The organism is Streptomyces angustmyceticus, from assembly GCF_040701845.1.
Classification (GTDB): Bacteria; Actinomycetota; Actinomycetes; order Streptomycetales; family Streptomycetaceae; genus Streptomyces; species Streptomyces angustmyceticus_A.
Genome location: NZ_JBFBHQ010000018.1, coordinates 1 through 25382 on the forward strand (window position 1 = coordinate 1; position 25382 = coordinate 25382).

Sequence of the window (25382 nt, forward strand, 5' to 3'; positions counted from 1 at the left end):
GCCTGGGTGGTGGACGTAAAGCGAAGCAGTCCACCACCCAGGCCCCGGAGGCCCGCCACCGGCACCCACCACGAACAGCAAGCGGCCCCCGCCCAGACAACACCCTCCGCCGGAGGCGACCCGAGGGCCCCCGAACGTCACCCCGCCGCCGAAGGCGGCCCCGCGACCCCGAGCCGCAGGGGCCGTGTCCCCAGCACCAACGTCCCCAAGGCCGCGTCGAGGTCGGGCCCGAGGTACCAGTCGCCGGTGTGATCGAGGCTGTAGACGCGGCCCTCGGCATCGATGGCGAGGGCCGCCTGCGTGTAGGTGGTGCCGTCGGCGGTGAGCTCTTCGCGGCCGAGGGGGGCGACGTCGGTCTCCAGGGCGCGGCCGAGGTCGCCGAGGGTGCGGGCGAGGTGGAGGCCGTGCAGGGGGTTGATGGCGAAGGGGGTGGGGGCGATGTGGCGGCCGGGTCCGGGGCCGGTGAGGTGCAGGTCGCCGAATTCGGCCCAGGCCTCGACGGCGGCGGGGAAGACGGTGTGGCGGTGTCCGGCGGGGGAGGCGTGGGCGCGGAGGGTGTCGGCCCAGTGTTCCGCCTGCTTTATGTCCCAGCGGCCGGGCTGCCAGCCGGCTTCCTGGAGGGCGACGTCGACGGCGGCGGGGAAGCGGGTCGAGTCGGCGCGGTCGTGGGCCGGGGTGCGGGGGCCGGGGGTGGTGGGCGGCATGGTGACGGTCAGCTTCCTGTGGGCGTGGTGCCGCTGATGGGCATGACGCCGAAGTGGGCGAGGAGGGCGTCGCAGGAGCGGCAGGGCGGGGCGTAGCTGCCGTGCTGGGGGTCGCCGTCCTCGCGGATGTGGCGTGCGGTGATCTTGGAGTGTTTCAGGGAGCGGCGGGCTTCGCCATTGGTGAGGGGTTTGCGGGAGGCGCGTTTGCCGCGGTTGCCCTCGACGGCGGTGAGGTGGCGGGAGAGCAGGACGGCTTCGGGGCAGCGTCCGGTGAAACGTTCGCGCTGTGCGGTGGCGAGGGTGTCGAGGAAGTCCTGGACGAGCGGGTGGAGGACGGGGGGCTGTTCCGCCTTGCTCGCGGTGCAGGTGAGGGTCTGTCCGCGTACGGAGAGGGCGGCGCCGATGGTGGGGAGGATGCCGTCGCGGCGGTGGTGGAGGGCGGGCGCGCGATCGGCGTCGGCGGTGCCGCTCCAGCCGATGCGGGGGTCGCCGGCGGCGGTGCGGGGATCGCCTGCGGCTGAGTTGTGGTGGTGTGCGGTGGTGCTCATGGTGGTGCTTTCCCTCCCCGGATCCCCGTTGTGCTGGGGGTCTCCCCGCCGAAGGCGGGGGAGGGTCAGCCTGCCAAATGTGCTGGGTGTTGCGGTAGTCGGGCGGCCTGTCGGCGATGTCACGGTGAGCTGACGGGGCGTCGGCCGGGGTGGAACGGGGCTGGTCGGCGGGGTGGTGCGCGGGGGGCTCGGGGGTGGTGTGCCGGTGGGTGACGCCGGTGTGTCGCGGGGCTGACGTGTGGGGGCGGGCGGGCGGGGGCGGGTGTTGCGGTACGGCATAGGCTGTGCCCCAAAGCCAGCTTCAGCCAGGGGGCAACCGCGATGACGACAGGTCGGCAAGGGCTGGGGGCACACCCCGGCCCCCAGGTGGCGGGGGACACCGCCCCACCGAATGCGGCCTATGCCGGACAGGTCGTGCATTTTCCGGACCCGGTCCGAGCGACGCGGTACCCCGCCGGCGTGCGGATGGACGCGCGCGGCTTCCCGGAGTTCTCGCCGTATGCGCGTGCCGCGGCGGAGATCGCCGAGCCGCCGGAGGGCTTCGGCGTCGACGAGCTGCGGCTGACGGACTATGTGTCGGCGAACGCGGCGCTGCACGCGCAGGGGCACGAGCTGTGGATAGATGTGCCGGCCGTGGCGACGCCGCACGGCTGGACCTGGCATCACGTGGCCGGCACCCGGCGGATGGAGCTGATCCCGGTCGAGGTGAAGGCGCTGCTGCGCCATCACGCCGGGCTGGCGACGGCCGCGGCGGCGCACGACAGGCGCGGTACCCGGCCGTTGCAGGAGACCCGGCCGGTGCATTTCGGGCTGCCGCACCGTGATCTGTCGGTGGGTGAGGAGCAGGTGGCGCAGGCCGAGGAGGCGTTGGGCTATCGGCTGCCGGGTGCCTACCGGTCGTTCCTGAAGGCCGCGGGCGGCTGTGCCCCGGTGGGCGCGGCGCTGGACGCGGAGTTGGGGCTGCTGGTCGACCAGCCGTTCTTCACGGTGCGCGACGACGCGGCGGTCAACGATCTGATCTATGTGAACAAGTGTCTGCGGGACCACTTCACCAAGGACTACCTGGGCGTGGCGTTCGTCCAGGGCGGTGTGGTCGCGGTGAAGGTGCGCGGCGAGGCGCTCGGTTCGGTGTGGTTCTGCCCGTACGACGATGCGCGGGACCGGGACGGGTGGACGGTGCAGGAGCGGGTGGAGCGGCTGTTGTTGCCGTGCGGCACGGACTTCGATGACTTTCTGCAGCGGCTGGCGGGCAATCCGCCGGAGCTGGACACCGTGGCGAACCTGATGGTCGACGGCGGTTTTGCGTACGCGGTTGCGGTGGGGGGCTGAGCACGGTGGTGACGTTCGCGCAGGCGCAGGAGCGCGCGGAGCGGTGGGTGAACGGTGACGTCCCGGCGCCGCTGCACCGTGAGGTACGGGTGCGGGAGTTCGATCTGGGCTTCGTGGCCTGGGCCGAGGACCGGGAGGAAGGCCCCTCGACGGAAGGCGGCCGGTCCCGGCTGGTGATCGCGCGGGACAGCGGGGAGACCACGCTATGGCCGGGGCTGCCGGTGGGCGAGGTGATCCGGCGTTACGAGGAGGAGTACGGCGCCCCCGCGGACGGCGGGTACGCGCCCGAGGTGCCGCCGCAGCGGATCGACCTGGAGGCCACGTCGTTTCTGCTGACGCCGCCGGAGTGGCTGCAGGAGGCGGCCGACACGATCGGCGGGTCGGTCCGGCGGGGGGCCGGGGGCACGGGGGCCGGGGGTTCTGTGGGGTCCTCGGGCCCTGCGGGGTCTTCGCGCCCGGCGGGATCTGCGGGTGAGACCTCCGGTGTTTCGTCGGCGCCCGCTGCCGCGGCGTCGGCCTCGGACGCCTGGGCCGAGGTGAGTGTGAACGGCACCGAGGGCGGGGCCGTCGCCGGTGCGCAGGCGGATGCCGGTGCGCCGGAGCCGTGGGCCGGGGCGGACACGACCGATGGTGCGGGGGAGGACCGGTCGGTGGGGCTGCCCGAGACGGTCTTCGCGCCGCCGCTGGCCGGTTCCGACGAGGAGGACGCCGCCGCCCGGACGCCGCGTGTCCGGCCGGAGGCCAAGACCGAACTGCTGCAGGGCGGCAGCCAGTTGCCGCGTACGCAGGTGGCGCCCGCGCTGGAGATGCCGGACGCCGGTCGGCCGCGGCCGGCCGGCGGGCCGGGCGCGGTTCCGCTGCCGCCGCCGATGCCGCCCGCGCCGCCCGCGGGTGCGGGGCTGCCGGATCTGCCGCCGCCGTCGGGGCCGCCGGCCGTCGACGTACCGCCGCCCCCGGGTGTCGCCGTGCCCGGTGCCGGTACGCCCGCCGCGGCCGGGCCGGCCGCTCCCGGCCCCGGGACGCCGCCCCCGCCGCCCGCGGCCGGTGGGGTGCATGCCGCGGCCACGATGCTGGCCGACGGTTCGTCGCTGCCCGGGAACGCCGCCGCGGGACCGCCGCCGCCTCCGGGTGTGCCCGGTCCGCCCGGCGCGGGCCGTGACGGTGCGCCGCAGGACCCGCCGCAGGCCGTCCGGGCCGATGCGGGTGGTCCCGCGGCGTCCGGTCCGGGTGCGTCCGGTGCCCCGGCCGGTGGCTATGTACCGACGCAGATGGTCTCGCAGCTGGACGCGGCGGATCTGGATCTCAGCGCGGTGGACGGGCCGGGCGGGACGGGTGCGGCCGGTGGTTCCGACGAGGCCGGTGCCTCGGGTTCCGGATCCGGCGGTACGGGTTCCGGCGGTACGGGTCCCGGCGGCACGGATGCCCCCGGTCCCGTCTCCGGCGGCCCCGGCTCCGGTGGGGTGCACGCCGCCGCGACGATGCTCGCCGACGGCGCGTCCCTGCAGGCCGGGCTCGCGGGCGCGGGCGGGCCGGACGGCGCTGCCGGCGGCCCCGGCGTGGCACCGCCCGGTCCTCCCGGCCCCCCTGGTGCGCCCAGGCCTCCCGGTCCGCCCGGTCCTCCCGGCCCGCCCGGTGCTCCCAAGCCGCCCGGCCCGCCCGGCAGGCCCACCGCGTCCGCGGGCGGCCGGGGCTCCGGCGGCCAGGACGGTCCGCCGCCTCCGCCCTCCGCACCGCCCGCCGCCGGCGGCGGTGGTGGCGGGGTGCACGCCGCGGCGACGATGCTCGCCAGTGGCGCGGCGCTGCCCGGCGACGGCCCGGGCGGCCCCGCTGTGCCGCCGTCGGCCGGTCCTGCCGCTCCGCCCCAGGCCCCGCCCGGTCAGCCCACCCCGCCCGGGCCGCCGCCCGGCCCGCCCGCCGCGCAGGGCCCCGGTGGCTACGGCTATCCGCAGGCGCCCGGTGGTCAGCCGACCGTCGGCCCGGGCTATATGGCCGTGCTCAGCTACCGCGCGCCGGACGGCTCCGAGCAGAAGATCGTGCGGCGTTCGGCGCCGGGTACGCCGCACCCGGAGTGGCAGCTGCTGCACGAGCTGCGGGGGATGAACGTGCCGCCGCAGCAGGTGCTGGAGCTGCACACCGAGCTGGAGTGCTGTGATCTGCCGGGTGGCTACTGCGCGCGGATGATCCGGGACAACTGGCCGCAGGTGCGGATCAGCCACACCGCCGCGTACGGCAGGGACCACGCCTCGCGCCAGCAGGGCGTACGGCACCTCGTCGAGCACCAGGGCGAGTTGCACCAGGTCGCGGACGGTCCGGCGCGGCCGGCGCCGGTGCGGGCGCCGTTGCCGCATCCGTCGCAGGTGCAGCCGGTGCCCCCGGTGCCGCCGCAGCTGATCGGGCAGGAGCTGGAGCAGGCGTTCGGGCCGCAGGGGATCTTCCGTTTCGACCAGCGGGCGGTCTCCCGGCACGGGGTGCCCGATGTGGTGGCGCAGACCCTGGTGTGGTCCGGGCTGCCGGTCGACTTCGGGCCGTTCTTCTGGGCGCAGGCGCAGCCGGGCCGTCCGGTGCCGACGCTGGCGGAGCTCGCGGCGGAGCGGATGGTGCAGCCCGCCTCGGATGCCGGGTCGTACCTGGTGATGGGCAATGACTTCGGCCGTCAGCTGTGTGTGCAGTACGGGACCGCGCACATCGTGGCGGTGCCGATGGAGGCCGGGCCGGGCGGTGCGCCCGCGACGCCGCAGTTCGTGAACTCCGGTCTGCCGGAGTTCGCGCGCTGTCTGGCGATGCTGGGGCGGATGTGGCGGCTGCGCTACGGGCTGACGCCGGAGCAGGCGGGCCGCTGGACGGTCGACTTCCAGGCGCAGCTGGTCGCGCTGGATCCGCCGGCGCTGGGTTCGCCGGAGACCTGGTGGTCGGTGCTGCTGGAGCAGATGTGGGACGGGCTGCTGTAGGAGCGGTGCCGGGGTGCGGCCGGCCCGCCCGCGGGCCCGGCGCCGGCGCGCTCGACCTGCGGGACGGGCCGGGTGCCCCGACCATGCCTATATGGGCCGCCCGATACCCCCGCTGTCGCAGTCGTCGCCGTCGACGGCCGCGTACCGTTCGGGGCGTCCGCGCTGGTGGCACCGGCGGCGGACGGCCAGGTCGCTGCGCGGCCCGGGCCCGCCCCGGCGGCGCTGGGCGTGGCTGGTGTGGCTCCTGGTGGCGCTGCTGGTGCTGGTCGTCGCGGTGGTGGCGGTCGGCGCCTGGCTGTACGTCTCGGCGGGGCGGCAGTTGCGGCACATGGACGCCCTGGGCGACTACCCGGGGCGGCCGTCCGCGGGCAAGGGCACGAACTGGCTGCTGATCGGCTCGGACAGCCGTACCGCGCTGACCCCGCAGCAGCGCAGGGACCTGCACGTCGGCAACAACGACGTGCGCAACACCGACACCATCATGGTGCTGCACTACGGCGATCACGGGCCGACGCTGGTCAGCCTGCCGCGCGACAGCTACGTCCCGATACCGGGCCACGGCAACCGGAAGATCAACGAGGCCTTCGCGGACGGCGGGCCCCAGCTGCTCACCCGAACGGTGGAGCAGGCGACCGGTCTGCGGATCGACCACTACGCCGAGGTGAACTTCCTCGGCTTCGTGCGGGTCGTGGACGCGCTGGACGGGGTGCGGCTGTGCCTGGACAAGCCGCTGCGGGACGAGCGGTCGGGGGCCGACTTCCCGGCGGGCTGCCGGCGGATGAACGGCACGCAGGCGCTGGCGTATGTACGGGCCCGGTACGCGGACCCCGAGGGTGACCTCGGACGGGTGAAGCGCCAGCGGCAATTGCTCGGTGCGGTTGCCGACGAGATGGCCTCCCCGGACATCCTCCTGGACCCGACCCGGCTGCAGCGGGTGCTGGACACCTCGCTGGCGGCGCTGCGGGTGGACGACGGCACGGATATGGCGCGGGTGCTGGATATGGGCTGGTCGATGAAGCAGATCGCCGGGGGCGAAGGGCACGCGACGACGGTTCCGGTGATGCGGCCCGGGGTGATGGTGAACGGGGTCGGGTCGGTGCTGCGGTGGGACGAAACCGGGGCGAGGCGGCTGTTCCAGGCGCTGCGCGCAGATGATCGGATTCCGACTTCTGACACCAAATAACGCATCCTGGTGGGGTGGATGGGGTGGAGTGTCGTGAGCGTGCGGCTTCGGCCCGGTCCCCGGCAAGTGCGCGTCACTGCACGGTGCTGCACGGAAACATACGGATGGAAGCGGAACGCTGCGGGTCGCGCGCGTGCTGTGCGCGGCGGAGAGGGGCTTGAGGGATGAGTGCATCGGTTTCGCCTCACGGGTTCGAGACCGTACGAGGGCGTGGCTACCGGCCGGAGGACGTGGACCGCCGGGTCACGGGGCTCTCGATCGACCGCGACTCCTGCTGGGAGCGGGCCGCACGGCTCACCGTCCTGTCCAACGAGATGGAGGCCGAACTCGCGGAGCTGCGCGCCTATCTGGCACAGCAGCCGCCGCAGACGTACGAGTCGCTCGGCCGCGAGGCGCGGCTGATCCTGACGACCGCGGAGTCCGAGGCGGCGCGGCTGCGGACCGAGGCGGAGCAGGCGGCCGGGCAGGTGCGGGACGCGGCGGCCGAGTACGCGGACGAGGTGCGGGACGCGGCCGAGCGGGCGGGCTCGCAGGTGCGGGCCGAGGCGGACACCCGGGCCCGGCGGACGGACCGGGCGGCGCGCGGCGAGGCCGCGGAGCTGGCGGCCGTGGCGGCCGAGGAGGCCGAACGGCTGCGGAGCGAGGCGGCCGACGGGCTGGCGGAGGTGCGCCGGCGCACCGCGCAGCTGCTGAGCGACCAGGAGAAGCGGCAGACGGAGGAGTGGGAAGCGGCCGGGCAGGAACTCGCGGCGCTGGAGGAGGAGACGGACCGGCGCGTCGCGGAGCTGGACGCCCGCGGGAAGGCGGTCCGTGCCGACGCCCGGCGGCAGTACGCGGAGGCGGAGGAGACCGCCCGGCACCGCCAGGAGGACGGTGAGGACCGTGCTGCCGGGCTGCTGGCGCAGGCCCGTGCGGAGGTGGAGCGCCTGGAGCGGGGCACGGAGCGGATCCTGCGTGCGCACGAGGCGGAGCGCGAGGAGGCGCGCGTCCACATGACGCATGTCCGCAACAGCCTGGCGGTGCTGACCGGGAAGGCGCCGGTGGCGGAGGAGGACGACGAGGGCGCCGGGGGGCCGCAGGGCGGCGGCTCGGACGAGGCGGACACCCTGGAGACGCAACTGCCCCGCCGGGGCGGCGGCCCGGACGCCTGACCTCACCGGCCGCCGCGCGGCGCCTGCTTCCCGGCGGGCTCGCCGTCGTCCGTACCGCGGGCATCGGTGTGCACCGGGAAGTGCCGCGGCGCGAGCAGCAGCAGCGCGGCCAGGGCGAGTGCGGCGGCCGCCGCGGCGCCGAGGTAGACGTGGTCGACCGTGGTGGCGACGGCGCGGCGGAGGTAGTCGGTGGCGTGGGCGGTGAGGGCGCCGGGGTGCTGGAGGGTGTGCGAGACCGCGTCGAGGTCGCCGGGCAGGCCGGGGCGGATGTCCGAAGGGGCGTGGGCGAGGCGGTCGTTGAGGGTGGCGTTGGCGAGGGCGCCGAAGAGCGCGGCGCCCAGGGACTGGCCGACCTGGCGGCAGAAGAGTATGGAGGCGGTGGCGGTGCCGCGCTCGGCGTAGCCGACCGAGGACTGGACGCCGATGATCAGCGGGAGCTGGAAGAGGCCGAGGGACGCCCCCAGCGCCAGCATGATCAGGGCGGGTTGCCAGGCGGCGCCGGGGTGGGGCAGCAGGGGGAAGGCGAGCAGGACCAGTCCGGCCGCGCCGATGCCGAGCGCCGCGCAGGTGCGGATGCCGAGGCGGTTGTAGACGTGGCTGCTGAGGGCGGCCGAGACCGGCCAGCTCAGGGTCATGACGGAGAGCACGAAGCCGGCCGCCGTCGGGCCGAGGCCCAGTACCGCCTGGGCGTAGGTGGGCAGGAACACGGTGGGCGCGACCATCAGCAGGCCGAGGGCGCCGAGCGCGACGTTGACGGCGGAGATGGTGCGGCGGCGCCAGACCCAGCCGGGGATGATCGGTTCCGCGGCGCGGCGCTCGATGAGGACGGTGAGCGCGGCGCACAGCGCGCTGCCGGCGAACAGCAGCAGGGACGGCGCGGAGTGCCAGGACCAGGCCACGCCGCCCTGGACGAGGGCGGTCAGCAGCAGCCCGCCGCAGGCGAAGATCGCCAGTGCGCCGGGCCAGTCGACCCGGGCGCGGCGGGCCGGTGTGCCCGTCGTTTCCCGTGCCGGCTCGGAGAAGTGCCGCACGATCAGCCAGAGGGCCACCGCGCCCACCGGCAGGTTGACCAGGAAGATCCACCGCCAGCCGGCGTAGGCGGCGAGCAGTCCGCCCAGCGCGGGGCCGGCGACCGCCGAGGCGGCCCAGACGCTGGAGATCCTGGCCTGGATCTTGGGGCGTTCCTTCATCGGGTAGAGGTCGGCGGCGATGGTCTGGATGGTCCCCTGGAGGGCGCCGCCGCCCAGGCCCTGGACGACGCGGAAGGCGATCAGCGAGGCCATGTTCCAGGCGCCCGCGCAGGCCAGTGAGCCGGCGAGGAAGAGCGCGATGCCGGTGAGCAGGACGGGCTTGCGGCCGAAGGTGTCGGAGAGCTTGCCGTAGACGGGCAGGGTGACGGTGACGGCGAGCAGGTAGCCGGAGAAGAGCCAGGAGAAGACGGCGAAGCCGCCGAGGTCGCCGACGATCTGCGGGATGGCGGTGGCGATGATCGTCGAGTCGAGGGCGGCCAGCGCCATGCCGAGCATCAGGGCGGCGACGACGGGGCGCCGCCGCGGGTCCGCGGGCGCCGGGCCCGTCGTCCGTACGCCGTCGCGTTCGCTGTGGCCGGCAGGTCGCGCGCTGTGGCTCACCGTTCCCCCTCCGCAGGTCCTTGTACGCTGCACCCTTCCATGCGGCGGCGGACTGCGGAACCGCGCCGCCGGTCGCGGGGTGGCGCAACGGGCGGTGCGGCAGCTGCGGTCCGGCGTCCGCGGGGCGGGGAGTGGGCCACGTCACAGCCGGGACCGGGCGGCTGGAATTTGGGGGTATTGGTCCCGCTTCGCCTGTCGGGCGTATCCGGACATAGTGATCGACTTCATCCTTAATTCGCCTTGTCCGCTGCTGCGGAACATGGGATTCCTTCGAGGGGGTGCCGGGGCATTTCCTGTAATTCCCTCTGCGGTGCCGCGCCGGCGCGCTATTTTCCTCCCCGAAGCCGATTTCGTATACGGCTTCCCATGCAGCATGAAATCGGGGAAGGGAAACAAGTGAACACGATACGGACCTCCTTCGGAGGTGTCGTACTGGCCGGTGTCCTCGCTCTGGGGACGGCGGCACCCGCGCTCGCCGAGGCGCCGGCGGAAGGGGCGGCCACGACCGGGCCGTCCTCCGTGACGCAGCGGGCCTTCGCGGCGGACGTGGCCGGTCCCGCGGTCGGCGGGGCGTACCGGCTGAGGAAGCTCAAGGCGCTGACCAGCAAGGGGAAGACGTCCCAGGACGAGTGGTACAAGTACCTCGGGCTGTACCGCACGGGCTCGAACTACTTCCGGTTCAACTGGAGCACCAACGGCTGCAACAGCTCGCCGGAGAAGCTGCCGGGCGGCTACAACTTCTACCTCTCCTGCTACCGCCACGACTTCGGTTACCGCAACTACAAAACAATTGTGGGCAAGCCCGCCTGGCGTCGGGACCACAAGAAGCGTATCGACGACGTATTCCTGCAGGACATGCGCGGGGCCTGCCAGTACAAGCCGTGGGCCGACCCGTTCACCCCGGCGATGCGGAAGAAATTGAAGGCTGCCTGCCTCAAGACCGCGAACAAGTACTACACCCGCGGTCCGGGTCGCCGGCTGCCCCCGCCGCTCGCGGCCCGCGGCGCGCGCCGCGGGCCGCGAGCACGGCCCCGGCGCGTGTCCTGCCGGCGCACGCCGGGGCCGCTGCGGGCATGCGGCCCGCCCGGGTGACGGGCGGGCGTACGCTTGGCAACCCCGGCCCGTGCGACGTGTCGGGCTGCTGTGTTGTTCGCCTCGCTGGGACGGAAACCTTCTGATGAGCCTGACTGGCCTGCTCGACGCCGTCGTACGGGACCCGGCGCTCGCCGAAGCGCTGCAGGCCGCGGCCGACGGCAACCGGCCGCACGTGGACCTGGTGGGCCCGCCCGCCGCCCGCCCGCTCGCGCTCGCCGCGCTGGCCCGCCGGGCCGACCGGCCGGTCCTCGCGGTGACCGCCACCGGCCGGGAGGCGGAGGACCTCGCCGCCGTCCTGCGCAGCCTGATGCCGGCCGGCGAGGACAACGCCGTCGTGGAGTTCCCGTCCTGGGAGACGCTGCCGCACGAGCGGCTCTCGCCCCGCTCGGACACCGTCGGCCGGCGCCTCGCGGTGCTGCGCCGGCTCGCCCACCCGCGCACCGACGACCCGACGGCCGGCCCCGTCTCCGTCGTCGTCGCCCCCATCCGTTCGGTGCTCCAGCCGCAGGTCAAGGGGCTGGGCGACCTGGAGCCGGTCAGCCTGCGCACGGGGCAGACCGCCGACCTCGAAGAGATCGTCGACGGTCTGGCGGCGGCCGCCTACGCCCGCGTCGAGCTGGTCGAGAAGCGCGGTGAGTTCGCGGTCCGCGGCGGGATCCTGGACGTCTTCCCGCCGACCGAGGAGCACCCGCTGCGGGTGGAGTTCTGGGGCGACGACGTCGAGGAGATCCGCTACTTCAAGGTCGCCGACCAGCGGTCCCTGGAGGTCGCCGAACACGGCCTGTGGGCGCCGCCGTGCCGTGAGCTGCTGCTGACCGACGACGTCCGGGAGCGGGCAGCGGCGCTCGCCGAGCAGCACCCCGAGCTGGGCGAGCTGCTCGGCAAGATCGCCGAGGGGATCGCGGTCGACGGCATGGAGTCGCTGGCTCCGGTCCTGGTGGACGACATGGAGCTGCTGCTGGACGTGCTGCCGGCCGGGAGCATGACGGTGGTGTGCGACCCGGAGCGGGTGCGTACCCGGGCCGCCGACCTGGTGGCGACCAGCCAGGAGTTCCTGCAGGCGTCCTGGGCGGCCAGCGCCGGCGGGGGGCAGGCGCCGATCGACGTGGGCGCGGCCTCGCTGTGGGGCCTCGCGGACGTCCGGGACCGGGCGCGCGAGCTGGGCATGATGTGGTGGTCGGTGAGCCCCTTCGCGGCCGGTGAGGCGCTGGAGGGCGACGGCGACACCCTCAAGCTGGGCATGCACGCCCCCGACACCTACCGCGGCGACACCCAGCGGGCGCTGTCCGACACCAAGCAGTGGCTGGCGGACGGCTGGCGCACGGTGTTCCTCACCGAGGGGCACGGCCCGGCGGCCCGCACCGTCGAGGTCCTCGGCGGCGAGGGCATCCCCGCCCGCCTGGACGCCGACCTCCCCGAGCTCTCCCCGTCCGTCGTCCACGTCTCCTGCAGCTCCCTCGACAACGGCTTCATCGACCCGGAGCTCCGGCTCGCCGTCCTCACCGAGACCGACCTCTCCGGCCAGAAGGCGGCCGGCAAGGACGGCGCCCGGATGCCGGCCCGCCGCCGCAAGACCATCGACCCGCTGACCCTGGAAGCCGGCGACTTCATCGTCCACGAGCAGCACGGTGTCGGCCGCTACATCGAGATGGTGCAGCGCACGGTCCAGGGCGCCACCCGCGAATACCTCCTCGTCGAGTACGCGCCCGCCAAGCGCGGCCAGCCCGGCGACCGCCTCTACATCCCCACCGACCAGCTCGAACAGGTCACCAAGTACGTGGGCGGCGAGGCCCCCACCCTGCACCGGCTCGGCGGCGCCGACTGGACCAAGACCAAGGCGCGCGCCAAGAAGGCCGTCAAGGAGATCGCCGCCGACCTGATCAAGCTCTACTCGGCCCGGATGGCGGCGCCCGGCCACACCTTCGCCCCGGACACCCCCTGGCAGCGCGAGCTGGAGGACGCCTTCCCGTACGCGGAGACGCCCGACCAGCTCTCCACCATCGCCGAGGTCAAGGAGGACATGGAGAAGTCGGTCCCCATGGACCGGCTGATCTGCGGCGACGTCGGCTACGGCAAGACCGAGATCGCGGTCCGCGCCGCCTTCAAGGCCGTCCAGGACGGCAAGCAGGTGGCGGTCCTGGTCCCGACCACCCTCCTCGTGCAGCAGCACCTCGGCACCTTCACCGAGCGCTACGGCCAGTTCCCGGTCAACGTCCGGGCGCTGTCCCGCTTCCAGACCGACACCGAGGCCAAGGCCGTCCTCGAAGGACTGCGCGACGGCTCCGTCGACCTCGTCATCGGCACCCACCGGCTGTTCTCCTCCGAGACCAAGTTCAAGGACCTCGGGCTGGTCATCGTCGACGAGGAGCAGCGGTTCGGCGTCGAGCACAAGGAGCAGCTGAAGAAGCTGCGGGCCAACGTCGACGTCCTGACGATGTCGGCCACCCCCATCCCGCGCACCCTGGAGATGGCGGTGACGGGCATCCGCGAGATGTCGACGATCACCACCCCGCCCGAGGAGCGCCACCCCGTCCTGACCTTCGTCGGCCCCTACGAGCAGAAGCAGATCGGCGCCGCCATCCGCCGTGAACTCCTGCGCGAGGGCCAGGTCTTCTACATCCACAACCGGGTCGAGTCGATCGACCGGGCCGCCGCCCGGCTCCGCGAGATCGTCCCCGAGGCCCGGATCCAGACCGCGCACGGCCAGATGGGCGAGTCCCAGCTGGAGCAGGTCGTCGTGGACTTCTGGGAGAAGAAGTTCGACGTGCTGGTCTCCACCACCATCGTCGAGTCCGGCATCGACATCTCCAACGCCAACACCCTGATCGTCGAGCGCGGCGACAACTTCGGCCTCTCCCAGCTCCACCAGCTGCGCGGCCGGGTGGGCCGCGGCCGCGAGCGCGGCTACGCCTACTTCCTCTACCCGCCGGAGAAGCCGCTGACCGAGACCGCCCACGAGCGGTTGGCGACCATCGCCCAGCACACCGAGATGGGTGCGGGCATGTACGTCGCCATGAAGGACCTGGAGATCCGCGGCGCGGGCAACCTCCTCGGCGGCGAGCAGTCCGGCCATATCGCGGGCGTCGGCTTCGACCTCTACGTACGGATGGTGGGCGAGGCGGTCGCCGACTACCGCGCCTCCCTGGAAGGCGGCGTGGAGGAGGAGCCGCCGCTCGAAGTCAAGATCGAGCTGCCCGTCGACGCGCACGTCCCGCACGACTACGCCCCCGGCGAGCGGCTGCGCCTGCAGGCCTACCGGGCCATCGCCTCCGCCTCCTCGGAGGAGGACATCGCGGCCGTCCGCGAGGAGCTTCTCGACCGCTACGGCAAGCTGCCCGAACCCGTCGAGAACCTGCTGCTGGTCGCCGGACTGCGGATGCTCGCCCGCTCCTGCGGCGTCACGGACATCACCCTGCAGGGCTCCAACATCCGCTTCGGGCCGGTGGAGTTGCGCGAATCGCAGGAGCTGCGGCTCAAGCGGCTCCACCCCCGTACGGTCCTCAAGCCGGCCACCCGCCAGATCCTGGTGCCGCGCCCGGCCACCGGAAAGATCGGCGGCAAGCCGCTGGTCGGCCGCGAACTGCTGTCGTGGGTGGGGGAGTTCCTGGCCACGATCCTCGGTTCGTAGGCCACGGCCCGTGCCGCGCAGGGCGTGGAGCGCGGGACGTACGGGAGAAACGGCAGCGGCCGGGCGGTGGTCCGTCGATCCGCATCGACGGGCCGCCGGCCGGCCGTTCCGCGTTCCCGGGCGGGCGTCGATTGTCAGTGGTCCCGGCGAGAATGATCCGTATGACCTGGACGGTTCGGACGGCAGCCGGACGCCGCCTCCCGCGCGCACGCGGGGGCGGCGGCCTTCGGTTTTCCGTCGATTCTTCCGCCGATGTCCGACAGTGTCTGAGTATCCGGCACTCTCCTGCGCCATCGGCGGATGACGCCCCGCCGAACCCTTCGTCATCGCAGGTCAACTGGCGTCTGCTGAGGTCGGGAAGAGTCCCGCGAACTAGGTACGGCTACTCATGCGGGGCCGCTCGCAGGGATGTGACGGTGGTGTCGGTGGGGGAGCGGGCACGGCGCGGGACGACCCGGACCGGCCGGCGCGGAGACGCCGGCGAGCCGAGGTGCCGTACGGGACCGCGCCCTCGGCAGCACACGGGGAGACAGGAGGTGCTCCCAGCGAAGGAGGCCCGGGTGTGACGGCACCCGGGCGCGCGACAGCGGCAGTGGGACGGGGCGGCGCCCCGGACCGGGGGACGGTGCCGGACCACTGACGCGCCATCAGGGACCGGACGCGCGGTGTTCCGTCGTGCCGGGCCCGGACCAGGGGGAAAAAATGAAGACGTCCTTGCGTGCAAGGAACGGCATGCCGTGCCCGTACCAGGGGTCGGGCGACGGCCCGCTCGAAGGCCCGGTGGATCTCAGCCGGTTGACCGAGCGGGAGCGGCAGGTGCTCCTGCTCCTCGGCGGCGGGCCGTCCAACGGCGAACTGTCCCGGCGGCTGAGGATCTCCGAACGCACGGTCAAGGCGCATATCTCGCGCATCCTGATCAAGACCGGCCAGAGCACCCGGCTCCAGGCCGCCATGGTCTCCGCACTCCATCACGATCAGCTGTGCCCGTCGCCGAACTGCCGCTGGAGCCTCGCGGCCGGCTCGCCGCCCCATGACCCGGGGGCCGACGAGGTGTCCGCCGCCTGAGGGGTTCCCGGCCGGACGCGGGCGGCCCCCGCACCCGAGGGGGCGTCCGGTCCGGCCGCCCGCCGTGGGCCCCGGGCCCGGCTCCGGAACCCGGGCGGCGGCCCCGGATCCGGCCCCGGGCGCCCAGGAACCGGCCCCACCGCAGCTCCCGCGTCCCGCCCGCACGTGGTCCCGCAGGGAGGTGCACCAAAGGGCATCGCCCCAATGGCCAATATCGCCAACTACGTGCCGTTCTTAGGCTCTTGCTCCCATCGCCGGATCGAGAAGGGCACGCACCATGCATGTCTCACGCCTCACCCTCGCCTCCCTGGCCGGAGCGAGCCTGATCAGCCTTGCGACGGCGGCTCCCGCCCTGGCCACGGACGCGTCCGCCGGCCGGGCGGCGGCGCCGGCCCGCGCGACCACCGCCCCGGCGGCCGGGCACGACCGGGCGGCCCAGGCGGGTCCCAGCAAGAACACCAGGCTCAAGCGCCTGTACCAGCTGACCCGCGGCACCACCCAGAGCGCCGGCGAGTGGCGCCTGCTGCGCGCCCAGGCGCAGTCCGGCACCAACCCCTACCGGTTCATCTGGTCCACCGACTACTGCACCCGCCTCGCGGACAAGCCGGGCGGCTTCGACTTCCGGCTCTCCTGCGCCCGCCACGACTTCGGCTACCGCAACTACAAGGCGCTCCTGGGCAAGGAGGCGTTCAAGGGCTCGGCCCACGAGAAGCGCGTCGACAAGGCGTTCCTGTTCGACATGAACCGCCAGTGCCGCACCCAGTCAGGCAAGACCGCCGAGCAGCGCCGGAAGTGCCTGAAGACCGCCAAGGCGTACTACGACAGAGTCAGCTGACGGGGCCTCGGCGGTGTGCCGGCGGGCCGGGTGGCGGGGGTGCCCGCCGTCCGGCCCGCGTCCGCGCGGGCGTCGCCTCGGGAGCCAGGGGTCAGCGGGCGGAGGTCCGGTGCAGGACGAGGAGGTCGGAGGCGCCGCCGAGGATGACGTAGGTGGACCTGGGATGGCGGGCGGCGGCGTCCGCCAGCGCCTGGCGCGGGGTGCGGCCGTCGCGCAGCTGCACGGCGACGTAGTCGGGCGCCAGCCCCCCGGTGTCGCCGGTCCAGAAGACCCGGGTACGGCCGGTGAGACGGCTCAGCGGCCGGATGTCGGACTCCACGCTCGCCCCGTCCGGTATCCGGTCCAGCAGCTTCCCGGCGGCGACGGCGTCCGGCGGAGTGCGGTAGGTGGCGGCCTCGGTGAGGCGGGCCAGCGGCAGCGTGGTCGTCAGCGCGAGGGCCACGGACACCACGGCGGCCGGCAGGTGGTGGGCGTAGGAGCGCAGCCAGGGGCGGGTGGAGACCCGGGCCCGGGGCAGGGCGTCGATCAGGGCGAGGAAGACCACCGGCATCAGCACGGCGTTGTAGTGCCAGTCGATGCCCCAGTAGTGGGGTTCGTGGGACAGGAAACGCCAGCCCAGGGTGGGCAGCGCGACCAGCAGAAGCGGGGAGCGCAGCGCGAGCAGGCCGGTGGTGGGCAGCAGGACCCACAAGGTGGTGCGCACGGCCGTGTCGAGCGGAATGGTCAGCCCGCCGCCGTCGGAGCCGAACTTGCTCCAGTAGTCGTACGAGCCGGAGCCGTTGAACGCCGGTATGAGCACGCCGAGGGTGACGGCGGTGGCGGTGATGCCGAAGGCCACCAGGGCGATGGCCAGCGGGCTGGCCCGCCGGGTGCGTATCAGGGCGAGCGCCCCGATGACGGCCGCGGTCACCCCGAGGTCCTCCTTGACCAGCACCAGGGGCGCGGCCCAGCACACCACCGCCGTCCACCGTCCGCGCAGCACCGCTTCGAGGGCGAAGGCGATCAGCGGCAGCGCGAAGGCGATCTCGTGGAAGTCGAAGTCGACGGCCTTCTGCACGCCCCAGGACGTGCCGTAGGCGAGGCCGAGCGCCAGGCCCGGGACGCGGCCCAGCGTGCGGGCGGCGGCGCGGGTGACCGGTATCGCGGACACCGCGAACAGCGCGGCCTGCGCGATCAGCAGGGTCAGGGACGAGGGGAACAGCCGGTAGAGGGGGGCGAGCACGATCAGCACGGGGCTGAAGTGGTCGCCGAGGATGTTGGTGCCGGGGCCCTTGAGGTCCACGATCGGGGCCCGGAAGTGGGCGTAGCCGCGTATCGCCTGCTCGAATATCCCCAGGTCCCAGGAGGACGTGGACAGCGTGCGGAAGCGGCAGACGGCCAGCAGCGCGTAGGCGGCGAAGAAGAGCCCGGCCGTCCAGTAGGGGTCGAGGCGAGGGGCGCGCAACGGGGCGGTCCGGGTGCGCAGGCGGTGCGCGGCGTGCCGCAGCCGCCCGGGCAGGTCGGGCGGAGGCGTGCCGGTGCCGGCCGTCCCGGTGCCGTCCGGCCCGGCGGACCGCGGTGCCGGTACGGTCCCGGCCGAGGGGGCGGTCCGGGGCGGCGGTACGGCGCCGGTGTCCTCCCCAAGAATCCGTCCGGGGGCACCCCCGGCCGTTACTGCGGCCGTGTCCATGCGGATCCTCACTCTCAACTGTCGAAAAGATACTCGAAGCGGAGCCCCGGACCGCCCGGCGGACGAGGTGCTGCGACGGCGGGGTGGCAGTGGGTCAGACGCCGGTGCGGGCCGGTCCGTTCCCGGGAGGGGCGGGCGGTCGGTGGTACGGGAACGGCGGGGTCCGGCGCGGTGCGGCGGTCACCCGGAGCGGGCCGGCGGACCGGAATTGCCGCCTCCGCGCACCAGAAACCGAGCCCGCCCCAGATCGTTGGCCGAAGCAGTGGCCTGGGCCACGCCGACTCCATAGCATCGATCCACCAAGGTCGAGACTCCGTCGCACGATCTGCCGGGAGGCCATGTGTTCCGCCGTAGGACAGCGCTCTCCGTATCCGCCACCGCCGCCCTGCTGGCCGCGGCCCCGTTGCTCGCGGCCTGCGGCAGCGACGCCCGCCCCGGGGCCGCGGCCCTCGTGGACGGGAAGCGGATCACCGTCTCGCAGTTGCAGGCGAAGGTGAAGGACGTGCGTGCCGCGCAGGCCAAGTCCCCGCAGGGCGGCCAGCTCATCATGAACACCGGCCGGCTCAGCCTGGCCACCCTCAACGGCATGATCTTCGACGAGGTACTGGCCCGCGGCGCGCGGGACGCCAAGGTGACGGTCACCCGCCGCGACGTCCAGCGCTGGCGGGCCCAGGCGGAGCAGCAGGCCGGCGGCGCCGCGCGCCTGAAGGCGATGTGGCTCCAGCAGGGCGTCGCCCCCGACGAGATCGACGCCATGGTCCGCAACCAGCTGCTGCTCGACGGCGTCGCCCGGCACCTCGGCGCGGACCGCGGCAAGCCGCAGGGCCAGCAGAAGCTCGCCCGGGCGCTGGCCAAGACCTCCCGGTCCATGGGGATCGACGTCAATCCGCGGTTCGGCAAGTGGGACGACCAGCAGGTCATCCTCGGCGAGACCAAGGAGCCGTGGATCACCCGGGAGCCCGCGAAGCAGCAGGCCTGAGAGGCCGGGGCCCGGACCGGTCCGGGGCGGCCCGTACGGGGCGCGCGGCGCGGGGAACCGGGTGTGCCCGGGCCGTCGCCCACCGGCGCCGGGCCCGTCGGCGGGGTGCGTTACGTTCGAGACGTGAACGCTGACGCCTCTGCCGCCGACACCGGCGCCGCAGCCCGCCCCGAGGGCACCGGCACCGGACGCCTGGTCCTGCTCACCACCAGCCACCGGGTCGCCCCCGGGCTCCTGTCCTGGCCCGCCTGGCAGATCCTGCGCGGGGCGGACCGCGTGCTGTGCGCCGACCCCGACCACCCGCAGCTGCCCTATCTGCGGGAGGCCGGCATCGCGGTCGAGACGGCCGCCCCCACCGCCCGCGACCTGGTCGACTACTGCGTGCCCGGGGGCCGTACGGCCGTCGTCCTGACCTCCGCGGACGGCGAGAGCACGCTGACCGACGGCCTGGCCAGGCTGGCCGGCTCCGGCCGCGAGACCATGCCGGACCTCGAACTGCTGCCCGGCTCCTACGACCTGCCCGGCGCCCGGCTGCTCGACCTCGTCCAGGTCATGGACCAGATCCGCGCCGCCTGCCCCTGGAGCGGCATCCGTACGCACCGCGACCTCGCCAAGTACGGCATCGAGGAGGCGTACGAACTGGTCGAGGCCATCGAGGAGGGGGACCGCGAGGCGCTGCGCGAGGAGCTGGGCGATGTCCTCCTCCAGGTCGTCTTCCACGCCCGGATCGCCCAGGACGATCCCGACGAGCCCTTCTCCCTCGACGATGTCGCGGGCGGCATCGTCGACAAGCTGATCCACCGCCATCCCCATGTCTTCGGCGAGGCCGACGCGGCGACCCCGGAGGACGTCCGGGCGCACTGGTTGCGGACGAAGGCGGAGGAGAAGCGGCGCGACTCGGTGACCGAGGGCATTCCGCTGGCCCAGCCCGGTCTGGCGCTGGCGGCGAAGCTCTCCTCCCGCGCCCGCACGGCCGGGCTCGACGTCGCGCCCCCGGCGGGGGAGGGCATCGGCTACGAACTCCTGGCCCTGGCGATACGGGCCGAGACGGAGGGCGTGGACCCGGAAGCCGCACTGCGGGCGGCGGCGCGGGCCTACCGGGACGCGGTGGTCGCCGCCGAGCGCGGCGCCGGTCCGTGACCCTCCGGCGCGGCGGGGGCGCGTTCCCCGCCGCGGGGCCGGGCCGGCCCCGCCGCGGCGGCGCCCGGCTCGTCCGAGGGGCGGCCGCCGGGTTCCGGGCCCTCAGCGAGCCGGCGAGCCCGCCGCCTGTGCGGCGGTCACCGGCTCCCCCTGCCCCGTGGCGTGCGCCGCGGGGCGGCGGCGCAGCCGGTCGGTGAGCCAGAGCCCCACGACCGCCACCGCCAGTGCGGCGCCCAGCACGCACACGCCGTTCCAGCCCGCCGCGCCCCACACCAGCGAGGTCAGCGCGGAACCGGCGGCGCCGCCGGCGAAGTAGCTGGTCATATAGGCCGAGTTGAGGCGGTTGCGGGCCTCGGGACGGACCGCGTAGACCAGGTGCTGGTTGCTGATGTGGACGGCCTGCGCGGACAGGTCCAGCACGATCACCCCGGCCAGCAGGGCCGCCAGCGCCCGGCCGCCGCCCGCTCCGCCGAGCGCGAGCAGGCCCCAGGAGCCGAGCAGCGCGAACGCCGCGGCGCCGGTGACGGCGTGCGTCAGGCCCCGGTCCGCCAGCCGCCCGGCCAGGGAGGCGGACAGCGAACCGGCCGCGCCCACCAGCCCCAGCAGACCGATGGCCGACTCCTGCCAGCCGTAGGCCGGGCCGGACATCAAGAACGCCAGCGCCGTCCACAGCACGCTGAAGCCCGCGAAGGTCAGCGCGCCCAGCGCGCCCCGCCACCGCAGCACCGGCTCCCGGGCGAACAGCGCCAGCGTGGAGCGCAGCAGCGCCGGGTAGCGCAGCCCCGCGGTGGTCCGCAGCGCGGGCAGCTTGAGCCGCAGCAGCACCGCCATCAGCAGCATCAGTGCGGCGTTCACCCAGTACACGGTGCGCCAGCCGCCCAGCTCGGCCAGGAGCCCGGCGGCCGTACGGGCCAGCAGGATGCCCAGCAGCAGCCCGGTCATGACGGTGCCGACGGTCCGGCCGCGTGCGGCGGGCGCCGCGAGGGTCGCCGCGTACGGGACCACGACCTGGGCGGCGACCGAGGTCAGGCCGGTCAGCGCGGTGCCGGTCAGCAGCAGGGCGGCGTTCGGCGCACTCGCGGTGACGGTGAGGAAGACCGCGGTCGCCGCGGTCAGGGTGACGGCCAGCCGGCGCCGCTCCAGCAGATCTCCGAGCGGGACGAGCAGCAGCAGGCCGAGGCCGTAGCCGACCTGGGCGACGGTGACGACCAGGGCGGCGGTGGACGCGGAGAGGTGCAGGTCGCGGCCGATGACGTCGAGCAGGGGCTGGGCGAAGTAGTTGCCGGCGACGGACAGTCCGGCCGCCACCGACATCAGCAGCAGCATGCCGCGCCCCGGGCCCGGCCGTGGCTCGCCGGGCCCGGCCGCCTCCGGTATGCGTTCGGTCTCCATGACGCGCCTCCCCTGTACCGCCCGCGGCCACCGTGGCGGCGGGCGTCTCCCAGCCTGGGCCCGTGCCCGTCGATGAGTCCAACACATAGTTGTCATCGCATCCATCGTGAAGACAGATGCATGCTCCTAGGATCGGCGGTATGGAGCTCCAGCAGATGCGCTATGTGGTCGCGGTGGCCGAGACCGGTGGGTTCACCCGGGCCGCGGAGCGCTGCCATGTGGTGCAGTCCGCGCTCAGCCACCAGATCGCCCGGCTGGAGAAGGAGCTCGGCGCCCGGCTCTTCGACCGGACCAGCCGCAGGGTGCGGCTGACCGCCGCCGGCGCGGCCTTCGTTCCGGTGGCCCGGCAGGCGCTGGAGGCGGCCGAGCGGGCCCGCGCCGAGGTGGCGGCGGCCACCGGCGAGGTGCGCGGCCGGCTCGCGGTCGGCGCGATCTCCACCGTCGCGGCCGTGGATCTCGCCCAGGAACTGGGCGCCTTCCGGACGCGCTGCCCCCAGGTGCGGATCGGCCTGCAGATGGAGATGAGCGAGGCGCTCATCGAGCGGGTGCGGCAGGGCGTCCTGGACGTCGCCTTCGTGGGGCTGGTGCCGGGGGCCCGCCCCGTCGGCGTACGGGAGAAGGTGCTGGCGCACGGTGAGCTGGTCGCCGTGGTGCCGCCGGGGCATCCGCTGGCGGGGCAGGAGTGGACCACGCTGCCGCGGCTGGCGCGGGAGACGTTCGTGGACTTCACCGCGGGGTCCGCGGCCCGCCGGCAGCGCGATGACGCGTTCCGTGCGGCGGGGCTGACCGCGCAGGTGGCGTTCGAGGTGACCACGGTGGAGTTCCTGGCGAAGCTGGTGCGGGCGGGCCTGGGCGTCGGCACGGTGCCGGCGGCGATCGCCGCCGAACTGGCCGGGCTGCACACCGTGCGGCTGCGGCCCGCGCCCCAGCGCACCGAGCGGGTGGTGTGGAGCGGCCTGGGCCCGTCGCCGGCGGCCGTGGCGTTCCTGACCGGCCTCGGGGTGGATCCGAACGGCACCCCCTAGCCCGCGCACCCGCCGGGGCCCGGCCGGTGCGCGGGCGCGTCCGGACGCGCCCACCGGTTACGGTCGGAAGGTGCACGACAAGCCCCACACCCCCGCCGCCGACGCCCCCGCGGGCTGCCCCGCAGCCGCGCCCGCCCCCGCCCTGTTCACCTGGGAGTTCGCCGCCGACCCCTACCCGGCGTACGCCTGGCTGCGGGAGCATGCGCCGGTCCACCGGACCGAGCTGCCCAGCGGCGTCGAGGCCTGGCTGGTGACCCGCTACACCGAGGCGCGGCAGGCGCTCGCCGACGGCCGGCTGTCCAAGAACCCGGTGCACCACAGCGAGTCCGCGCACGGCAAGGGCAAGGTCGGCATCCCCGGCGAGCGCAGCGCGAACCTGATGACGCACCTGCTCAACATCGACCCCCCGGACCACACCCGGCTGCGCCGGCTGGTCTCGAAGGCCTTCACCCCGCGCCGGGTCGCCGCCTTCGCCCCGCGGGTCCAGGAGCTGACCGACCACCTCATCGACCAGTTCGCGGCGAAGGGCGAGGCCGACCTCATCCACGAGTTCGCCTTCCCGCTCCCGATCTACGCGATCTGCGACCTGCTGGGCGTGCCGCGCGAGGACCAGGACGACTTCCGCGACTGGGCGGGCATGATGATCCGGCACGGCGGGGGGCCGCGCGGCGGGGTCGCCCGGTCCGTGAAGAAGATGCGCGGCTATCTCGCCGAGCTGATCCACCGCAAGCGCGAGTCCCTGGGGGACACCGCGGAGGCGGACGAGGACCTGATCTCCGGCCTGATCCGGGCCTCGGACCACGGCGAGCACCTCACCGAGAACGAGGCCGCCGCGATGGCCTTCATCCTGCTCTTCGCCGGTTTCGAGACCACCGTCAACCTCATCGGCAACGGCATCTACGCGCTGCTGCGCCACCCCGCCCAGCGCGAGCTGCTGCAGAAGTCGATCACTGCGGGTGACACCGACCTGCTGACCACCGGCATCGAGGAACTGCTCCGTTACGACGGTCCCGTGGAGCTGGCGACCTGGCGGTTCGCGACCCAGGAGCTGACCCTGGGCGGGCAGCGGATCGCGCAGGGCGACCCGGTCCTGGTGGTGCTGGCCGCCGCCGACCGCGACCCGGCGCGCTTCGACGAGCCGGATGTGCTCGACCTGACCCGCCGTGACAACCAGCATCTGGGCTACGGGCACGGCATCCACTACTGCCTGGGCGCACCCCTCGCCCGGCTCGAAGGACAGACCGCTCTGGCGACACTGCTGACCCGCCTCCCGGACCTCCGGCTCGCCGCGGAACCCGACGCGCTGCGGTGGCGCGGCGGGCTCATCATGCGCGGACTGCGGTCGCTGCCGGTGGAGTTCCCGCCCGAGCGCCCTGACCAGCAACAAGGTCAGAAGTGACGCAAAGTCAGCCGCGTGACCATTACGTGATCCGCGCTACACCGACTTGTGACTACCCGTGACCCCGGCTACCTTTCCACCGACGATCGACGGGCTTCACCCGATCGGCCGAAGCGGTGATGTGGGGGACCGGTGTAACGGTGCGCCTCGTGCGCGTCGGCCGGGCGGGCAGCCCGTCGAACAGCTCGACGAGCTCGTCGTACAACTCAACCGCCGCGCGAAAGGCATCCGCATGCGTTCCGGGAACGGCCGACACCGTCGCCCCCGTCAGGCACCGGCCATCTTTGTCACGGCGGGAGTGACCGGCGCGGGTTTCGCCCTGCCACTGCTCGCCGCGAGCGGTGCGCACGCCGCCGACACCACGACCTGGGACAAGGTCGCCCAGTGCGAGAGCGCCGGCGTCTGGAGCGCGGCTCCGGGCAACGGCTACTACGGCGGGCTGCAGCTCACCCAGGAGTTGTGGGACAACTACGGCGGCGCGGCCTACGCCTCGCGCCCCGACCTCGCCAGCCGCTCCCAGCAGATAGCGGTCGCCGAGTCGATCCTCGACCACCGCGGCCCGGAGGTCTGGTCCGGCTGTGCGGCCGGCGCCGGCCTGGTCAGGGACGGCCGCGCGCCCGAGGTCGACCCGGGCAGTACCGCCACTCCCTCCCCCGCCCCGTCGGACGACTCCGCCGACCCCTGGGACTCCTCCGGCACGCCCGACGGCGCGGACTCCGCCGGCCCGGACTCCTCCGGGGCGCACGACGAGTCCGGCGACACCCCGGCCGATCCGGCGCCCTCGCCCGATCCTTCGGGCTCCGCCGGCTCCGACGACGGCGCCGGCAGCCCGGAGCCGTCGGGCTCCGCGACCCCGGGCGACCGGGACGAGGACCCGTCGCCGTCCGCCGACCCGTCCGACGGCGGCAGCCGCCCGGACACCACCGGCACCCCGCACGAGACGCCCACCAAGGGCAAGCACCGAGGCGACGCGGGCGACCAGGGCGCCGACGACGGCGGCAGGTCCGCCGGTGGCCGGCACGCCTCCCGCGGCGACGACGCGCGGACGGACCCGGCGGCGGACGGCGCGTACACCGTGCGCCCGGGTGACACGCTGTCAGCCATCGCCTCGGCGCACCGGCTGCCCGGCGGCTGGCCCGCCCTCTACGACCGCAACGAGGGCGTCGTCGGCACCGACGCGGACCTGATCAAGCCGGGCCAACTGCTCGATCTCGGGCACGCCGAAGGGTAATTCGCCGCCCTTCGCCCGCTTTTGGGAAAGTGAGACAAGGCTCTCGTTGACCCCGCTGAACCCCGGTGCGTCCGCCCTCGGCAAACCGGGGTTCACCTGCGGGTATGTGTCCCATCCGTGATCAAAAACGGTCAACTTGGTTCAGATGGTGGGGTTTGAACCCCAAGGGCATTACTGCTTAACGTCAGGACCGCTCGCCAAAGCGGGCCCTTCGATCACACGCCGAATCCTGCCGGTGGTCGGAGGCAACTGACGCGCAAGCGCCGAAGGCAGGAGCGGGGGACCCAAGGTAAGTGCCGGCCCCGCCCGTGAAAGCGGGTCAACCGGCTTGGGGTGAAGCCACGTGCGCACGCGCACGCGGCCGGGCGATTTCTCACAGCCCGAACCCGACAGCTCACCTCGTAGGCGTCGGTGAGGAAACGAACGAACC

Annotated in this window: 18 protein-coding genes and 1 riboswitch; of the genes, 13 read left to right on the top strand and 5 right to left on the bottom strand. The window is 74.0% G+C overall.

Features of this window, described 5'->3' with window-relative positions:
• Nucleotides 1-137: 137 nt before the first annotated feature.
• Nucleotides 138-704, bottom strand: a complete 567-nt coding sequence (locus AB0411_RS27555) for an SUKH-3 domain-containing protein (RefSeq protein ID WP_366419976.1) — start codon at nt 702-704, stop codon at nt 138-140.
• A gap of 8 nt (nt 705-712) precedes the next feature.
• Nucleotides 713-1252, bottom strand: coding sequence for a YwqJ-related putative deaminase (locus AB0411_RS27560; RefSeq protein WP_366419977.1), 540 nt, complete (start codon nt 1250-1252; stop codon nt 713-715).
• Nucleotides 1253-1573: 321 nt separating this feature from the next.
• Here AB0411_RS27560 and AB0411_RS27565 point away from each other — a divergent pair, with 321 nt between their 5' ends.
• The 4 genes from AB0411_RS27565 (at nt 1574) to AB0411_RS27580 (ending at nt 7863) form a co-directional block, all read left to right on the top strand.
• On the top strand, nt 1574-2581 hold the full coding sequence (locus tag AB0411_RS27565) for an HNH endonuclease (protein WP_366419978.1): 1008 nt from the start codon (nt 1574-1576) through the stop codon (nt 2579-2581).
• Nucleotides 2582-2586: 5 nt separating this feature from the next.
• Nucleotides 2587-5529: an SUKH-4 family immunity protein gene (locus AB0411_RS27570; protein WP_366419979.1), complete on the top strand. Its 2943-nt coding sequence runs from the start codon at nt 2587-2589 to the stop codon at nt 5527-5529.
• A 247-nt stretch (nt 5530-5776) separates the two neighbouring features.
• A complete protein-coding gene (locus AB0411_RS27575; RefSeq protein WP_366420066.1) occupies nt 5777-6712 on the top strand; it encodes an LCP family protein in 936 nt (311 codons plus the stop codon).
• A gap of 164 nt (nt 6713-6876) precedes the next feature.
• The gene (locus AB0411_RS27580; protein ID WP_366419980.1) at nt 6877-7863 is read left to right on the top strand and encodes a cellulose-binding protein; all 987 of its coding nucleotides are present in this window, start codon (nt 6877-6879) and stop codon (nt 7861-7863) included.
• Between the two features lie 2 nt (nt 7864-7865).
• Here AB0411_RS27580 and AB0411_RS27585 read toward each other — a convergent pair whose 3' ends face one another.
• The gene (locus AB0411_RS27585; RefSeq protein ID WP_437043576.1) at nt 7866-9494 is read right to left on the bottom strand and encodes an MFS transporter; all 1629 of its coding nucleotides are present in this window, start codon (nt 9492-9494) and stop codon (nt 7866-7868) included.
• Between the two features lie 396 nt (nt 9495-9890).
• On the opposite strand from AB0411_RS27585, the gene AB0411_RS27590 reads away from it, so the two are divergent.
• The 4 genes from AB0411_RS27590 (at nt 9891) to AB0411_RS27605 (ending at nt 16117) form a co-directional block, all read left to right on the top strand.
• On the top strand, nt 9891-10586 hold the full coding sequence (locus AB0411_RS27590; protein ID WP_366419981.1) for a phospholipase A2: 696 nt from the start codon (nt 9891-9893) through the stop codon (nt 10584-10586).
• 85 nt (nt 10587-10671) lie between these two features.
• Nucleotides 10672-14217, top strand: coding sequence for a transcription-repair coupling factor (gene mfd, locus AB0411_RS27595; RefSeq protein ID WP_366419982.1), 3546 nt, complete (start codon nt 10672-10674; stop codon nt 14215-14217).
• 732 nt (nt 14218-14949) lie between these two features.
• A complete protein-coding gene (locus AB0411_RS27600; protein ID WP_366419983.1) occupies nt 14950-15282 on the top strand; it encodes a helix-turn-helix transcriptional regulator in 333 nt (110 codons plus the stop codon).
• Between the two features lie 277 nt (nt 15283-15559).
• On the top strand, nt 15560-16117 hold the full coding sequence (locus tag AB0411_RS27605; RefSeq protein ID WP_366419984.1) for a phospholipase A2: 558 nt from the start codon (nt 15560-15562) through the stop codon (nt 16115-16117).
• Between the two features lie 91 nt (nt 16118-16208).
• On the opposite strand, the gene AB0411_RS27610 is transcribed toward AB0411_RS27605, so the two are convergent.
• Entirely contained in the window at nt 16209-17786 is a 1578-nt protein-coding gene (locus AB0411_RS27610) for a DUF2079 domain-containing protein (RefSeq protein WP_366419985.1), read from the bottom strand.
• A gap of 340 nt (nt 17787-18126) precedes the next feature.
• On the opposite strand from AB0411_RS27610, the gene AB0411_RS27615 reads away from it, so the two are divergent.
• Both AB0411_RS27615 and AB0411_RS27620 read left to right on the top strand, forming a co-directional pair.
• Complete coding sequence (locus AB0411_RS27615; protein WP_366419986.1) at nt 18127-18765, top strand: SurA N-terminal domain-containing protein; 639 nt, start codon at nt 18127-18129, stop codon at nt 18763-18765.
• 123 nt (nt 18766-18888) lie between these two features.
• Nucleotides 18889-19905, top strand: a complete 1017-nt coding sequence (locus tag AB0411_RS27620) for a nucleoside triphosphate pyrophosphohydrolase (protein ID WP_366419987.1) — start codon at nt 18889-18891, stop codon at nt 19903-19905.
• Nucleotides 19906-20007: 102 nt separating this feature from the next.
• On the opposite strand, the gene AB0411_RS27625 is transcribed toward AB0411_RS27620, so the two are convergent.
• Nucleotides 20008-21297 carry an MFS transporter gene (locus AB0411_RS27625; protein ID WP_366419988.1) on the bottom strand — a complete coding sequence of 430 codons (1290 nt, stop codon included), beginning with the start codon at nt 21295-21297 and terminating at the stop codon, nt 20008-20010.
• A gap of 140 nt (nt 21298-21437) precedes the next feature.
• On the opposite strand from AB0411_RS27625, the gene AB0411_RS27630 reads away from it, so the two are divergent.
• The 3 genes from AB0411_RS27630 to AB0411_RS27640 all read left to right on the top strand — a co-directional run bounded on the left by AB0411_RS27630 (nt 21438) and on the right by AB0411_RS27640 (nt 24952).
• Nucleotides 21438-22322, top strand: coding sequence for a LysR family transcriptional regulator (locus tag AB0411_RS27630; protein WP_366419989.1), 885 nt, complete (start codon nt 21438-21440; stop codon nt 22320-22322).
• 70 nt (nt 22323-22392) lie between these two features.
• Nucleotides 22393-23721, top strand: coding sequence for a cytochrome P450 family protein (locus tag AB0411_RS27635; RefSeq protein WP_366419990.1), 1329 nt, complete (start codon nt 22393-22395; stop codon nt 23719-23721).
• A 298-nt stretch (nt 23722-24019) separates the two neighbouring features.
• A complete protein-coding gene (locus AB0411_RS27640; protein WP_366419991.1) occupies nt 24020-24952 on the top strand; it encodes a transglycosylase family protein in 933 nt (310 codons plus the stop codon).
• Between the two features lie 251 nt (nt 24953-25203).
• Nucleotides 25204-25375: riboswitch (cyclic di-AMP (ydaO/yuaA leader) on the top strand.
• Nucleotides 25376-25382 lie beyond the last annotated feature (7 nt).

Excerpts from the sequence above, each read along its gene's own strand:
- AB0411_RS27555 (WP_366419976.1), bottom strand. The coding sequence starts at position 704 with ATGCCGCCCACCACCCCCGGCCCCCGCACCCCGGCCCACGACCGCGCC.
- AB0411_RS27560 (WP_366419977.1), bottom strand. The coding sequence starts at position 1,252 with ATGAGCACCACCGCACACCACCACAACTCAGCCGCAGGCGATCCCCGC.
- AB0411_RS27565 (WP_366419978.1), top strand. The coding sequence starts at position 1,574 with ATGACGACAGGTCGGCAAGGGCTGGGGGCACACCCCGGCCCCCAGGTG.
- AB0411_RS27580 (WP_366419980.1), top strand. The coding sequence starts at position 6,877 with ATGAGTGCATCGGTTTCGCCTCACGGGTTCGAGACCGTACGAGGGCGT.
- mfd (WP_366419982.1), top strand. The coding sequence starts at position 10,672 with ATGAGCCTGACTGGCCTGCTCGACGCCGTCGTACGGGACCCGGCGCTC.
- AB0411_RS27600 (WP_366419983.1), top strand. The coding sequence starts at position 14,950 with ATGCCGTGCCCGTACCAGGGGTCGGGCGACGGCCCGCTCGAAGGCCCG.
- AB0411_RS27605 (WP_366419984.1), top strand. The coding sequence starts at position 15,560 with ATGCATGTCTCACGCCTCACCCTCGCCTCCCTGGCCGGAGCGAGCCTG.
- AB0411_RS27610 (WP_366419985.1), bottom strand. The coding sequence starts at position 17,786 with ATGGACACGGCCGCAGTAACGGCCGGGGGTGCCCCCGGACGGATTCTT.
- AB0411_RS27625 (WP_366419988.1), bottom strand. The coding sequence starts at position 21,297 with ATGGAGACCGAACGCATACCGGAGGCGGCCGGGCCCGGCGAGCCACGG.
- AB0411_RS27630 (WP_366419989.1), top strand. The coding sequence starts at position 21,438 with ATGGAGCTCCAGCAGATGCGCTATGTGGTCGCGGTGGCCGAGACCGGT.